Genomic DNA, 13,251 nt, shown 5'->3' on the forward strand with positions numbered 1-13,251 from the left:
TGCGCCGCGCAGCTTCAACCTGGTCGAGTTTTCCACCCGCCGCCGGGTCACGGTGGCGATGGTCACCATCACCTTCCTGCTGTTCGGCCTGATCGCGCTGAGCAACCTCAAGGTCAACCTGCTGCCCGACCTGAGCTATCCGACCCTGACCGTACGCACCGAGTACACCGGCGCGGCGCCGTCGGAGATCGAAACCCTGGTCAGCGAGCCGGTCGAGGAGGCCGTCGGCGTGGTCAAGGGGCTGCGCAAGCTGAAGTCGGTGTCGCGCACCGGCCAGAGCGACGTGGTGCTGGAGTTTGCGTGGGGCACCGACATGGACCAGGCCAGCCTGGAGGTGCGCGACAAGATGGAAGGCGTGCAACTGCCGCTCGAAGCCGAGCCGCCGGTGCTGCTGCGCTTCAACCCGTCGACCGCGCCGATCCTTCGGATCGCCTTGTCGGCCAAGGCCGACGGCGAGGCCCAGCGCCAGCTGACGTTGCTGCGCCGCTACGCCGACGAGGACCTCAAGAAAAAGCTCGAACCGGTCGAGGGCGTGGCCGCGGTCAAGGTCGGCGGCGGCCTGGAAGACGAGATCCAGGTGCTGATCGACCAGCAGAAGCTGGCCCAGCTCAACCTGCCGATCGACACCGTCATCCAGCGGCTGGCGCAGGAGAACGTCAACGTGTCCGGCGGCCGGCTGGAGCAGGGCTCGCAGCGTTACCTCGTACGCACGGTCAACCAGTTCGCCAGCGTCGAGGAGATGCGCGAGATGCTGGTCACCACCAGCAGCGGTGGCGACAGTGCCGCGCAGGATGCCGCGGCGCAGATGGCGCGTGTCGCGGCGGCGACCGGCTCGGCCGACGCGATGGCCGCGGCGGCGTCGGTCCAGAGCGCGTCGTCGGGCAATTCGTCGGCGGTGGCGGGCGGCATGCCGGTCCGGCTCAAGGACGTCGCGACCGTCACCCAGGGCTACAAGGAGCGCGAGGCGATCATCCGCCTGGGCGGACAGGAAGCCGTCGAGCTGGCGATCTACAAGGAAGGCGATGCCAACACCGTCGCCACCGCCGAGGCACTGCACGCGAGGCTGGAGCAGATCCGCGAGCAGGTGCCGCCGGAGTTCGAGCTGACCGTCATCGAGGATCAGTCGATCTTCATCGCGCACGCCATCGCCGACGTCAAGAAGGACGCGGTGATCGGCGGCCTGTTGGCGATCCTGATCATCTTCCTGTTCCTGCGCGATGGCTGGAGCACGTTCGTGGTCGGGCTGTCGTTGCCGGTGTCGATCATCACCACGTTCTTTTTCATGGGCCAGCTCGGCCTGAGTCTCAACGTGATGTCGCTGGGTGGCCTGGCGCTGGCCACTGGACTGGTGGTCGACGACTCGATCGTGGTGCTCGAATCGATCGCCAAGGCGCGCGAACGCGGACTCGGCATCCTGCAGGCGGCGATCACCGGCACCCGCGAGGTCAGCATGGCGGTGGTCGCCTCGACCCTGACCACGATCGCGGTGTTCCTGCCGCTGGTGTTCGTCGAGGGCATCGCCGGCGAGCTGTTCCGCGACCAGGCGTTGACCGTGGCGATCGCGATCGGCATCTCGCTGGTGGTCGCGATGACCCTGATCCCGATGCTGAGCGCGCTCAAGGGGCGGCCGCCGATGGCGTTCCCGGAAGAGCCGGCGCATCCGCAATGGCGGCCGACCTCGAAGTTGCAGAAGCCGTTTGCGCTGGCCGAGCGCGGCGTCAGCGCCGGTGCCCGCGGTGGCTTCTTCGGCATCGCGTGGGTCGTTGTGAAGTTGTGGCGCGGGTTGGCCGCGGTGGTCGGGCCGGTGATGCGCAAGGCCAGCGACATCGCGATGGCTCCGTATCACCGTGCCGAGCGCGGCTACCTGAAGTTGCTCCCCGGCGCGTTGGGTCGTCCGTTCCTGGTGCTGGGCGCGGCCGCGACGGCGTTCGTGCTGACCTTGTTGCTGGTGCCGATGCTGGGCGCGGACCTGATCCCGCAGCTGGCGCAGGACCGCTTCGAGATGACGGTCAAGCTGCCACCGGGCACGCCGCTGGCCGAGACCGATGCGCTGGTGCGCGAGTTGCAGCAGAAGCACGCCGACGCCCCCGGCATCGAGTCGCTGTACGGCGTCAGTGGCAGCGGCACCCGGCTGGATGCCAGCCCGACCGAAAGCGGCGAGAACATCGGCAAGCTGACCGTGGTGATGGCCGATGGCGGCAGCGAGCAGGTCGAGGCGCAGACCACCGAACGCCTGCGCGAAACCATGGACGCGCACCCGCGCGCGCAGGTCGATTTCAGCCGGCCGGAGCTGTTCAGTTTCTCGACGCCGCTGGAGATCGAGCTACGCGGCAGCGACCTCGAATCGATCGAGGTCGCCGGCCAGAAGATGGCCGCGCTGCTGCGCGGCAACGCGCACTACGCCGATGTCAGCTCGACCGTGGAGCAGGGCTTCCCGGAGATCCAGATCCACTTCGACCAGGAGCGTGCGGCGGCCTTCGGCCTGACCACGCGCCAGGTCGCCGACGCGGTGGTCAAGAAGGTCAAGGGCGAGGTCGCCACCCGTTACAGCTTCCGCGACCGCAAGATCGACGTGCTGGTGCGCGCCCGCGAGTCCGACCGTGGCTCGGTCGACGACATCCGCAACCTGATCGTCAACCCGGGCAGCAGTCGTCCGGTGCGGCTGTCGTCGGTGGCCGAGGTGGTATCGACCACCGGCCCGAGCGAGATCCACCGCGCCGACCAGGAGCGCGTCGCGATCGTCTCCGCCAACCTGCGCGACATCGACCTGGGCAGCGCGGTGCAGGAGGTCCAGCAGATGGTCGCCGACAGTCCGCTCGGCGCCGATGTCGACATGCACATCGGCGGCCAGGGCGAGGAACTGGCGACCGCGGTGACCTCGCTGCTGTTCGCGTTCGGGCTGGCGATCTTCCTGGTCTACCTGGTGATGGCGTCGCAGTTCGAGTCGCTGCTGCACCCGTTCGTGATCCTGTTCACCATCCCGCTGGCACTGGTCGGCGCGGTGCTGGCGTTGCTGCTGACCGGCTCGCCGGTGTCGATCGTGGTGTTCATCGGCCTGATCCTGCTGGTCGGGCTGGTGACCAAGAACGCGATCATCCTGATCGACAAGGTCAACCAGTTGCGCGAGGCCGGCGTGGCCAAGCGCGAGGCGCTGGTCGAAGGCGCGCGTTCGCGCCTGCGGCCGATCGTCATGACCACGATGTGCACGCTGTTCGGCTTCCTGCCGCTGGCATTGGCGTTCGGTGCGGGCGCCGAGGTGCGCTCGCCGATGGCGATCACCGTGATCGGCGGCCTGCTGGTGTCGACCCTGCTGACGCTGGTGGTGATCCCGGTGGTGTACGACCTGCTGGACCGCCGCGCCGACGAGTACTACCGCGAGCGCGGCCGGCTGGCCACGGCGAAACTGGACCGCATTGCCGGTGACGAGGCCGGGTACGCCTGATGAGCATCGCCGAACTCAGCCTCAAGCGGCCGGTCACCACGATCATGCTGTTCGTGTCGATGTTCGTGATCGGCCTGATCGCGGCGGTGCGGTTGCCGCTCGAAGCCTTGCCGGCCATCTCGTTCCCGGGCGTCTTCATCAACCTGCCGTACCCGGGTTCGACGCCCGAGGAAGTCGAGCGGATGGTGCTGCGCCCGGCCGAGGAAGCGCTGGCCACCATGAGCGGCCTGAAGCGGCTGCAGGGCACCGCGCGTGCCGACGGCGCGACGGTGTTCGTCGAGTACTCGGACTGGGACACCAACGTCCAGATCGCGGCATCGGAAGCGCGCGAGCGCCTCGACGCGATCCGCGACGAGTTCCCCGACGACTTCCAGCGCTACTTCGTCGGCAACTGGTCCAGTTCCGACGAGCCCATCCTGGAGATCCACCTGGCCGGAACCAACGATCTGAGCCAGGCCTACGACCTGCTCGAACGCGAGTTCCAGCGACCGCTCGAACGCGTCGACGGCGTGGCCAAGGTCGAGATCGGCGGCGCGCCGCCCAACGAGGTCGAGATCGCGATCGATCCCGACCGCCTGACCGCGCACGGCCTCAACCTCAACGAACTGACCTCGCGCCTGCAGTCGGTCAACTTCTCGATGGCCGCGGGCGAGATCGAGACCAACGGCAACCGCCTGCGGGTGCAGCCCGTCGGCGAGCTGCAGGACCTCGACCAGTTGCGCGAGCTGGTGATCAACGATGCCGGCGTGCGGCTCGGCGACATCGCCGATATCGAACTGACCAAGGAGCGCATGAGCACGGGCCGCCAACTCGATGGACGCCCGTCCGTGTCGCTGGACATCTACAAGGAGCGCGAGGCCAACCTGGTCGACGTGTCCAGCCGGGTGTTGCAGGAGCTCGAGCGCATCCGCGCGCAACCCGCGCTGGAGGGCGTCGAGGTCAAGGTCGACGACAACCAGGGCGAAGAGGTCACCACGTCCCTGCTTGAACTGGCCGAGGCCGGTGCCGTCGGCCTGGTGCTGTCGATCGCGGTGCTGTTCTTCTTCCTGCGCCACTGGCCGTCGACGCTGATGGTGACGCTGGCGATCCCGATCTGCTTCGTGATGACGCTGGGCTTCATGTACTTCGCCGGCGTGACCCTCAACGTGCTGTCGTTGATGGGGCTGCTGCTGGCGGTCGGCATGCTGGTCGACAACGCGGTGGTGGTGGTGGAAAGCATCTACCAGGAACGCGAGAAGATGCCGGACCAGCCGATGCAGGCATCGATCGTCGGCACCCGCAATGTCGCCATCGCGCTGTCGGCCGGCACGCTGTGTCACTGCATCGTGTTCGTGCCGAACCTGTTCGGCGAGACCAACGACATCAGCATCTTCATGTCGCAGATCGCCATTGCGATCTCGGTGTCGCTGCTGGCCTCGTGGCTGGTCGCGGTCAGCCTGATCCCGATGCTGTCGGCACGGATGAAGACCCCGCCGGCCGTGCGCAACGAGGCCGGGGTGATCCACCGCCTGCAGCAGCGCTATGCACGCTTCCTGCGCTGGACCCTCGACCACCGCGGCTGGAGCGTGCTGGGCATCCTGCTGATCATCGCGATCAGCCTGGTGCCGATGACCCAGACCAAGATCGAGATGTTCGGCGACGGCGGCGGCGACGAGGTCGAGATCTTCTACGAGTGGGACGACAGCTATACCCGCGAGCAGATGGCCGTCGAGGTCGCGAAGGTCGAGCAGTACCTCGACCGCAACCGCGAGCGGTTCCACATCGTCCAGGTCTATTCGCAATACCGCGAACAGGGCTGGGCCGAGACCGAGATATCGTTCGACGAAACCGTCGACGACCCCACGAAGATCGGCGAGACCATCGGCAAGGAGCTGCCCAAATCGGCCCGGGCGAAGCTGGTGGTCGGGCGCAGCGGCCGCGGCGAAGGCGCAGGCGGCAAGGTGCAGGTCGAGCTGGTGGGCGATTCCACCGAGACCTTGAACGCACTGGCGGCCGACATCGTTCCGATCCTGGCGCGCAACCCCGAGCTCACCGACGTGCGCGTCGACACCGGCGACCAGAACAGCGAGCTGAAGATCCGGGTGGATCGCGAGCGCGCCGCGTCGTTCGGCTTCAGTACCGGGGATGTCGCGCAGTTCGTGTCGCTGGCGCTACGCGGCGCGCAGCTGCGCGACTTCAAGCGCGAGCAGACCGAGGTCCCGGTTTGGGTGCGGTTCCAGGGCGCGGAGAACTACGGCGTCGAGGACATCGCCAGCTTCACCGTGCGGACCGCCGACGGACGTACCGTGCCTTTGATGGCGATGGTCGATGTCAGCGTGCAGCCGGCCGCGACCCAGATCCGCCGGACAAACCGCCAGACCCGCGTGACCATCCTGGCCGGCCTTGCCGGCGAGACCACCGTGCCGGACGCGCGCAAGGTCATGGAGCAGACGATGGAGAGCGTCGCGTTCCCGCCCGGCTACGGCTACACGTTCGATGGCAGCGCGTTCGAGAACGAGTCCGAGGCCGAGCAGCAGATGCTGTTCAACCTGGTCATCGCGCTGGTGATGATCTACGTGGTGATGGCCGCGGTGTTCGAGTCGCTGCTGTTCCCGTCGGCGATCATGAGCTGCGTGCTGTTCTCGGTGTTCGGCGTGTTCTGGCTGTTCTGGCTGACCGGCACCGCGTTCTCGGTGATGTCCTTCATCGGCATCCTGGTGCTGATGGGCGTGGTGGTGAACAACGGCATCGTGATGATCGAGCACATCAACAACCTGCGACGGCGCGGGGTGTGCCGCACCGACGCGCTGGTCGAAGGCAGCCGCGAGCGGTTGCGGCCGATCATGATGACGATGGGCACGGCAATCCTGGCGATGGTGCCGATCGCGCTCAGCGACACCCAGGTGCTGGGCGGGCTGACCTACTTCCCGATGGCGCGGGCGGTAGCCGGCGGGCTGGCGTTCTCGACGGTGGTCAGCCTGCTGTTCCTGCCGACGATCTACGCGATCCTCGACGACCTGCGCAACGGCTCCGCACGAATCGTGCGCAAGGCGCGCGGCGGAGCGGTCCAGGGGCAACCGCAGGAAGCCTGAGCGAAAGCCGCAGCCCCTTGTAGGAGCGACGTAAGTCGCGATTTCACTGACATCCGGGATCGCCGTGAAATCGCGACTTACGTCGCTCCTACAGGGGACGAGCTGCTGCTCAGAACAACGTATTCAGCATCCGTAGGCCGCCCGTCCACACCCCGATCGCGGTGCCCAGGCTGGTCAGGAAGAAGTTCAGCAGCACCCGCGCGACCCGGTTTCGCCACCAGCCGCGCACGCTCTGCACGTCGTCGCGCAGGGCCATGAAGTCGGCATAGGTCGGTTTGCGCAACCACGCCTCGGTCAGCGCACTGAGCGTGCCGGAGGCGAGGGCGGGGTGCAGCGGCGTGATCGGCGAGGCGAGGAAGGCGACCACGATGCTGAGCGGATGGCCGCCCGCGATCGCGCAACCGATCGCGCCCAGCACGCCGGTGGCCAGCACCCATTGCAGCAGCAGGTCGGAACCGACGTCGATGCCGCCCTGCCAGAAACCCCAGGCGAAGCCGCCCACGACGAACGCCGCCAGCACGATGGTGAACCACGGGATGTCGCTCTTCTTCGGCAGTGCCTCGAGTTCCTCGCGCACCTCGATGGCCGGTCGCGTCTCTTCGCGCAGGTGGCGGGCCAGCCCCCGCAGGTGGCCGGCGCCGACCACGGCCAGTACCTCGCGGGCGCCGTCGTTGCTCGTGTCCTCGCGGATCTCACGCAGGCGTGCGGCCATGTAGCGGTCGCGCTCGGCGATCACGGTCTCGTAGACCGCCGGGCTCTCGCTGGCGAACTCGCTGAAGCTGGCCTCCAGCATGTCGCCCTGCTTGAGCTTCTCGATGTCCTCGGCGCCGACGTCCTCGGACGCCAGCAGCGAGGCGAGCAGGCCGCCACCGAGCTTGGCCCGGCCCCAGAACCCCAGCCGGGCCGAGGCGCGCTTGAAGGTCAGCCCGACCTCGCGATCAATCAGGTGCACCGGCAATCCGCGCTCGCGCCCTTGAAGCGCGGCCAGCTTGAGTTCCGCGCCGGGCTCGATGTCGAGCTGCTCGGCAAGCCGGCGCTGGTAGGCCGACAACGCCAGGTTGGCCGCGAACATCGCGGTGCGGCCGCTGCGGATGACCTGGATGAGGTTGAGGTTGGCCAGCGCGTCGGGTTCGGTGAGCGCCTGCAGCCGTGGTGCATCGAGCTCGACCGCCACCGCGTCGTAGTTGCCGCTGGCGATCGCGTCGCGGACCGCGTCGACGCTGGCACTGGACACGTGGGCGGTGCCCAGCAACGTGTAGCGCACGCCGTCGCGTTCGACGATTGCGTGGGGTTGGCCGTGCAGCGCCGGATCCGTCGCCAGGTCCTCAGCCATGGTGGTGCACCGGCATGGCGGGGAGGGTCGGATCAGGTCGGGGTCGAACGATTGCAAACGGCATTGATGGTGGCTTCCGGGCGCATCGACGTGCGCAAACGGCTCAGCTTAGAGCCTGCCCGGGGGACCGGCAAACCGCGTGGACGGCGGGATTCAGGCAACGCCAAGGGCCCGGTCGGGTGATGAGACCAGGCGTTCACCCACCGCCTGGCCGCGCAGGAAGGCCAGCGAGGCGGCGATGACTTCGGGATCGCCCAGTATCCGGTGGTGGCCCAGCCCGCGAGTGCTCAGCAGGCGGGCGCGGTGCCAGTAGCGCGCCCAGCGTTCGCCTTCCGACCACGGTACTTCGCGGTCCTCGAGGTCGTGCACGATCAATGCCGGCCGGTTGATGGCCGGGGCGTTGTGTTCGGCCTGGAAGTCGGCGAAGCGTATCGACAGGCGCTCCTCGAACGACGCGAACATCCGGCGGCGCAGATGCCCGGACAATCCGATCATCTGCGCGAAGCGACGCCCCGCGTCGACCGGATCCGCGGCGGGCGCCACCAGCACCGCACAGTCGGCCCGCAACCCGCGCGCCAGCGCCAGCCCGACCGCGGCGCCGCCGAGCGAATGGCCGATCACCGCCGCCGCCGGGCCGTTGCGACGCCCGACCTCGAGCAGGTGCCGGGTGAACTCCAGCAGGTTGCTTTCGCTTCCGTCGCTGCGCCCGTGCGCGGCCTGGTCGAACGCGACGACCGCATAGCCCGCCGCGCGCAGCGGTGCGACCCACGGCAGGATGCGCGCACCGTGGCTCGACCAGCCGTGGGCGAACAGCACGTAGGGTTGCTGCGAGGGGTCGCCCCAGCTGTAGCGGGCGATCGAGATGCCGCCGCTGTCGACGGCATCGACCCGGGCCTCACCGGCAGGCATTTCCAGCGCACTTCGGCGCGATCCGGGGTAGGGCGTACAGAACAGCTTCGCGGCCCGGTTGACGGTGGCCTCCGGCGCCAGCCAGCCACCCATGCGGAAGCTCCAGCGCAACAGCTTGAACTGGATAAAAGATCGAACGATCGTGCTAATTTTTGACGAAGGTCTGGGCATGACGGTTCTCGCTGTTGTTTCAGTGGGGGGCGCTGGTGTGGATCAGGCGCTCATACGCACGCAGTCCACGGGCCTGCGCCACGTCGAAGCCGTACAGGCCGGCGTCGTGGTGCACCAGCAGCGGCAGGGCGTAGATCTCGAACACCAGTTGCTCGACGTCGGTGTCCGCGCGCAGTTCACCGGCGTCGATCGCCAGCGACACAGCGTGGGCGAGCGCCTGCCGCCACTGGCGGTCCTGCTGCAGCAACTGGTCGCGTTGCGGTCCCGGGCGGTCGTCGTACTCGCTGACGGCGGCCAGGAACAGGCAGCCGCCATCGTCCTCGTGCCGCACCCAGTCGAACCACTGTTCAATGATCGTCCGCAGGCGGGCCAGGCCACGGGGCTGGCGCAGGGCCGGATGGAACACGTGCGCCACGAAACGCTGCGCGGCGTCCTCCAGCACGGCCAGTTGCAGGTCCTCGCGCGAACCGAAGTGCGCGAATACACCACTCTTGGACATGCCCACGGCGTGCGCGAGTGCGCCGATCGACAACCCCTCCAGGCCCGCCGAGCAGGCGATGGCATAGGCGTGGTCGAGGATGGTCTCGCGGGTGGCGGCACCCTTGGACGTGGCGGCTGCGACTGACATGCGGGGAAAATAGCACGGCCGTTCGATTTGTGTCCGCCGTTCGTCGGCGCCGGCTTCCGGGGGCCGGAATCGCTAGTCGCGGTAGCGCTTCAGCAGGTCGCCATAGGCATCGATCCGGCGGTCGCGCAGGAACGGCCAGATCCGCCGCACGTGCTCGCTGCGCTGCAGGTCGACCTCGGCCATCAGGATCTCCGGCTCTCCGCCCGCTTCGGCGAGGAACTCGCCCTGCGGTCCCAGCACATGGCTGTTGCCCCAGAAGTCGATGCCGGACGCGTCCAGCGGGGACGGTTCGTGGCCGACCCGGTTGCACGACAGCACCGGCAGGCCGTTGGCGACCGCATGGCCGCGGTGGCTGAGGACCCATGCGTCGCGCTGGCGATTCTTCTCGGCCTGGTCGTCATCCGGGTCCCAGCCGATCGCGGTCGGGTACAGCAGCAGTTCGGCGCCGGCCAGCGCCATCAGCCGCGCGCCCTCCGGGTACCACTGATCCCAGCAGACCAGCACGCCGAGGCGGCCGACCGAGGTGTCGATCGGCTCGAAGCCCATGTCGCCCGGGGTGAAGTAGAACTTCTCCTGGAAGCCCGGATCGTCCGGGATGTGCATCTTGCGGTACTTGCCCGCGGTGCTGCCGTCGGCGTCGAAGACCACTGCGGTGTTGTGGTACAGCCCGGCCGCGCGGCGCTCGAACAGCGAGCTGACCAGCACCACGCCGTGCTGCTTGGCCAGGCGCGCGAGGCGCTCGGTGCTGGGGCCGGGGATCGGCTCGGCGAGGTCGAATTCGTCGACACACTCGTGCTGGCAGAAGTAGGCGCCGTTGTGCAGTTCCTGCAGCAGCACCAGCCTGGCGCCTTGCTTCGCGGCCTCGGCCACGCGCTGCTCGATCACCGACAGGTTGGCGTCGGCATTGCCGGCGCCCTGGTCGATGATGGCGCGCTCCTGGATCAGGGCGACGGGCAGGGTTTTGTTCTTCATGGCCGAATCCGGATGTTGGCCGCAGGGGTTACGCGGCTGGAACGCCACGATCGCACGGGCGCCGTGGCTGCGGGGTCAAGCGGCGACGACGCCTTCGGGAAGTTGCATGGTGATGCAGTGCAGGCTGCCGTTCTGCCAGATCAGCGGGCGGCAGGGCACGGGGACGATCTCGCGGTCCGGAAAGGCTTTTGCAAGCACCGCGACGGCCTCGTGGTCGGCAGGGTCGCCATACGCCGGCATCAGCACCGCGCCGTTGATGATCAGGAAATTGGCATAGCTCGCAGCGAGGCGCCGGTCCTGGTCGATCACCGGTTGCGGCCATGGCAGCGGGAACAGGCGATAGGGCCTGCCGTCGCGCGTGCGCAGCGAGGCGAGCTCGGCGGCCATGGCCTGCAACTCCGCGTAGTGCGAGTCGGCCGGGTCGTCGCAGGCCTGGTAGACGATGGCGTCGGGCGCGGCGAAGCGGGCGAGGGTGTCGACGTGGGCGTCGGTGTCGTCGCCTTCGAGGTAACCGTGGTCGAGCCAGAGCACGCGGTCCTGTTGCAGCCAGCCGGCCAGCCGGTCGTCGAGTGCTTCCCGGCTGACGGTGGGGTGGCGTTCGTGCAGGCACTTCCAGGTGGTCAGCAGGGTGCCGGCGCCGTCGGTTTCTATCGCGCCGCCTTCCAGCGCAAAATCAATCGCCTGGCGATCGTTGTTATCGAACGTCTTGAGGTCATCCAGGGCTTCCACCAGGCGATCGTCGCGCCCGGCCTCGAACTTGCCGCCCCAGCCGGTGAAGCGGAAATCCAGCAGCCGGAAGCCGTCGTTGCCACGCAGGGTGATCGGACCGGAATCGCGCAACCAGGTGTCGTCGTACTCCACCTCGATGAAGCGCACCCGGTCCATGTCGATCCGCGCCGACGACAGCCGGGCCCGCGCATACGCCTGCACGTCGTCATCGGCGACGCACACCAGTACCGGCTGGAAGCGGGTGATCGCCGCGACCAGCGCGATGTAGGTTTCCTCGACCTCGCCGAGCCGGTCGGCCCAGTCGGTGTCGGCGTGCGGCCACGCGATCAGGATCGCGGACTGGGGTTCCCACTCCGCGGGAAAGCGCAGGGATTCGGTCATGGGTGCTTGTGTCAGAGGATGGGAGGCTTCGGGCCGATTTCCGTGGCGTCGGCCTTGTTGGCGACGACGTCGATCACCCGGGTATTTTCGAAGTAGACGGTGAACGCCGGATAGACCCAGCGGTTGATCGTCGGCCACTGGCTCTTCTGGCCGCCGCGCGGGTCCATGCGCTGGGCCGGCGCGCCGTGGCGGGCCTCGACCTGCGCCATGCTCTGGCCGCGTGCGGGCAGGGCGGCGGAATTCTCTTCCTGCACCCGTTCGATCAGCAGGGTTTCGGCCGAGACGGGGCCGGCGAGGGCCAGCGTGGCGAGCAGCGGAAGTGCGGCGAGCAGCGTGATGGTGGCTTTCATGTAGTTCCCCTTTCCCCTTGGCAAGGCCCGGATTGTAAGCGCGGGCCGCGTCTGCGGGCAGCGCACGTCCGTCACGAACCGGGATGTTTCCCGGACTTCATCGGTCCTCCCGGGCTCCATACGCAGGAAAGCCGCCCGGAGGCGGCTTTCACGGCGAAGCGCAATCGCGCCCGGTGACTTGGCGCGGGTGCGCCTCGTGCACGTTGGATCTCAGCGCTGGCGCGCCTTGAACCGCGGGTTCGACTTGCAAATCACGAAGACCTTGCCACGACGGCGAACGACTTTGCAGTCGCGGTGACGGGTCTTCGCCGACTTCAGGGAGTTCACGACCTTCATGATCTAGCCTCGGCAACAGAAAAAGTAGCAAGCCCGCTATTCTAGCGGCAGTTTGCCAGCCGGATCAAGCGCTTGCGTGGATTATTCCGGGCTTGGGGCAACAACCTCCGCCAGACCGCGGGCCGCACACCGCCAGCGCCCATAATAAGGCCATGACAATGACCGACGACCAACCGATCCCCGTACTCACCATCGACGGCCCCTCCGGCTCCGGAAAGGGCACCATCAGCCGCCTGGTCGCCCAGCGCCTGGGCTGGCATTACCTGGACTCCGGGGCGTTGTACCGCGCGATCGGGGTGGCTGCCGGCTGGGCCGACATCGACCTGTCCGATCCCGCCGCGCTTGTCCGGTGCACCTTCGATACCGAGATCGCGTTCCGCGACGACGGCAACGAGCTGCGGGTGCTGATCAACGGCAGCGACGCGACCGACGAACTGCGCACGGAAACCGCCGGGGCGGCGGCTTCGGCGATCGCCGCGATCCCCGAGGTGCGGGCGGCGCTGAAAGCCCGCCAGCGCGCGTTCCGGCAGCCGCCCGGGCTGGTCACCGACGGCCGCGACATGGGCACCGTGATCTTCCCGGACGCGGGCCACAAGGTGTTCCTCGACGCCAGCGCCGAGGAGCGGGCCGAAAGACGCTATAAGCAGTTGAATGACAAGGGGGTTTCCGTTACATTGGCTGGTCTGCTGCGGGAGATCCTGGCCCGTGACGCCCGCGATGCCAATCGCGCGGTGGCTCCGTTGCGGCCGGCCGAAGACGCCGTCCACATCGACACCACCGGTCTTGGCATCGAAGAGGTGGTCGACCGCGTGATGGCGTTGTTGCCGTCGCACGGGGCCTGAACCACGCGCAGCAGACAAGAGCCCTGACGCAATCCCGCGGCAGGAAACCAACCGACACATGGTGCAGTTCCATCGCATCACATAACG

Annotated in this window: 10 protein-coding genes; 3 read left to right on the forward strand and 7 right to left on the reverse strand. The window is 67.9% G+C overall.

Annotated features, from left to right (window positions below; translation table 11 throughout):
• Window positions 1–19 precede the first annotated feature (19 nt).
• Both ACT9AS_RS08280 and ACT9AS_RS08285 read left to right on the forward strand, forming a co-directional pair.
• On the forward strand, window positions 20–3,442 hold the full coding sequence (locus ACT9AS_RS08280) for an efflux RND transporter permease subunit (RefSeq protein WP_445099797.1): 3,423 nt from the start codon (window positions 20–22) through the stop codon (window positions 3,440–3,442).
• Window positions 3,442–6,513, forward strand: coding sequence for an efflux RND transporter permease subunit (locus tag ACT9AS_RS08285; RefSeq protein WP_445099638.1), 3,072 nt, complete (start codon window positions 3,442–3,444; stop codon window positions 6,511–6,513). The genes ACT9AS_RS08280 and ACT9AS_RS08285 overlap by 1 nt, the downstream gene beginning before the upstream one ends.
• Window positions 6,514–6,622: 109 nt before the next feature.
• Here the strand turns inward: ACT9AS_RS08285 and ACT9AS_RS08290 are convergent, their stop codons facing one another.
• The 7 genes from ACT9AS_RS08290 to ykgO form a co-directional block, all read right to left on the reverse strand.
• Window positions 6,623–7,846 carry a TraB family protein gene (locus tag ACT9AS_RS08290; RefSeq protein WP_445099639.1) on the reverse strand — a complete coding sequence of 408 codons (1,224 nt, stop codon included), beginning with the start codon at window positions 7,844–7,846 and terminating at the stop codon, window positions 6,623–6,625.
• A gap of 153 nt (window positions 7,847–7,999) precedes the next feature.
• Window positions 8,000–8,926 (reverse strand): alpha/beta fold hydrolase, encoded by a 927-nt coding sequence (locus tag ACT9AS_RS08295; RefSeq protein ID WP_445099640.1) that lies wholly within the window; start codon window positions 8,924–8,926, stop codon window positions 8,000–8,002.
• Window positions 8,927–8,945: 19 nt separating this feature from the next.
• Window positions 8,946–9,554 (reverse strand): TetR family transcriptional regulator C-terminal domain-containing protein, encoded by a 609-nt coding sequence (locus ACT9AS_RS08300; protein ID WP_445099641.1) that lies wholly within the window; start codon window positions 9,552–9,554, stop codon window positions 8,946–8,948.
• A gap of 72 nt (window positions 9,555–9,626) precedes the next feature.
• Window positions 9,627–10,526: a nitrilase-related carbon-nitrogen hydrolase gene (locus ACT9AS_RS08305; RefSeq protein WP_445099642.1), complete on the reverse strand. Its 900-nt coding sequence runs from the start codon at window positions 10,524–10,526 to the stop codon at window positions 9,627–9,629.
• A 75-nt stretch (window positions 10,527–10,601) separates the two neighbouring features.
• Complete coding sequence (locus tag ACT9AS_RS08310) at window positions 10,602–11,636, reverse strand: agmatine deiminase family protein (protein WP_445099643.1); 1,035 nt, start codon at window positions 11,634–11,636, stop codon at window positions 10,602–10,604.
• A gap of 11 nt (window positions 11,637–11,647) precedes the next feature.
• Window positions 11,648–11,986 (reverse strand): hypothetical protein, encoded by a 339-nt coding sequence (locus ACT9AS_RS08315; protein ID WP_445099644.1) that lies wholly within the window; start codon window positions 11,984–11,986, stop codon window positions 11,648–11,650.
• A gap of 210 nt (window positions 11,987–12,196) precedes the next feature.
• Window positions 12,197–12,322: a type B 50S ribosomal protein L36 gene (gene ykgO, locus ACT9AS_RS08320; protein ID WP_445099645.1), complete on the reverse strand. Its 126-nt coding sequence runs from the start codon at window positions 12,320–12,322 to the stop codon at window positions 12,197–12,199.
• A gap of 158 nt (window positions 12,323–12,480) precedes the next feature.
• Here ykgO and cmk point away from each other — a divergent pair, with 158 nt between their 5' ends.
• Complete coding sequence (gene cmk / locus ACT9AS_RS08325; RefSeq protein WP_445099798.1) at window positions 12,481–13,164, forward strand: (d)CMP kinase; 684 nt, start codon at window positions 12,481–12,483, stop codon at window positions 13,162–13,164.
• The last annotated feature ends 87 nt before the right edge of the window (window positions 13,165–13,251 follow it).

It is taken from the genome of Lysobacter sp. F60174L2, assembly GCF_052547135.1.

What these genes read in the sequence shown, in the direction of transcription:
- ACT9AS_RS08285 (WP_445099638.1), top strand. Translation starts at nt 3,442, where the DNA reads ATGAGCATCGCCGAACTCAGCCTCAAGCGGCCGGTCACCACGATCATG.
- ACT9AS_RS08290 (WP_445099639.1), bottom strand. Translation starts at nt 7,846, where the DNA reads ATGGCTGAGGACCTGGCGACGGATCCGGCGCTGCACGGCCAACCCCAC.
- ACT9AS_RS08295 (WP_445099640.1), bottom strand. Translation starts at nt 8,926, where the DNA reads ATGCCCAGACCTTCGTCAAAAATTAGCACGATCGTTCGATCTTTTATC.
- ACT9AS_RS08300 (WP_445099641.1), bottom strand. Translation starts at nt 9,554, where the DNA reads ATGTCAGTCGCAGCCGCCACGTCCAAGGGTGCCGCCACCCGCGAGACC.
- ACT9AS_RS08305 (WP_445099642.1), bottom strand. Translation starts at nt 10,526, where the DNA reads ATGAAGAACAAAACCCTGCCCGTCGCCCTGATCCAGGAGCGCGCCATC.
- ACT9AS_RS08310 (WP_445099643.1), bottom strand. Translation starts at nt 11,636, where the DNA reads ATGACCGAATCCCTGCGCTTTCCCGCGGAGTGGGAACCCCAGTCCGCG.
- ACT9AS_RS08315 (WP_445099644.1), bottom strand. Translation starts at nt 11,986, where the DNA reads ATGAAAGCCACCATCACGCTGCTCGCCGCACTTCCGCTGCTCGCCACG.
- ykgO (WP_445099645.1), bottom strand. Translation starts at nt 12,322, where the DNA reads ATGAAGGTCGTGAACTCCCTGAAGTCGGCGAAGACCCGTCACCGCGAC.
- cmk (WP_445099798.1), top strand. Translation starts at nt 12,481, where the DNA reads ATGACCGACGACCAACCGATCCCCGTACTCACCATCGACGGCCCCTCC.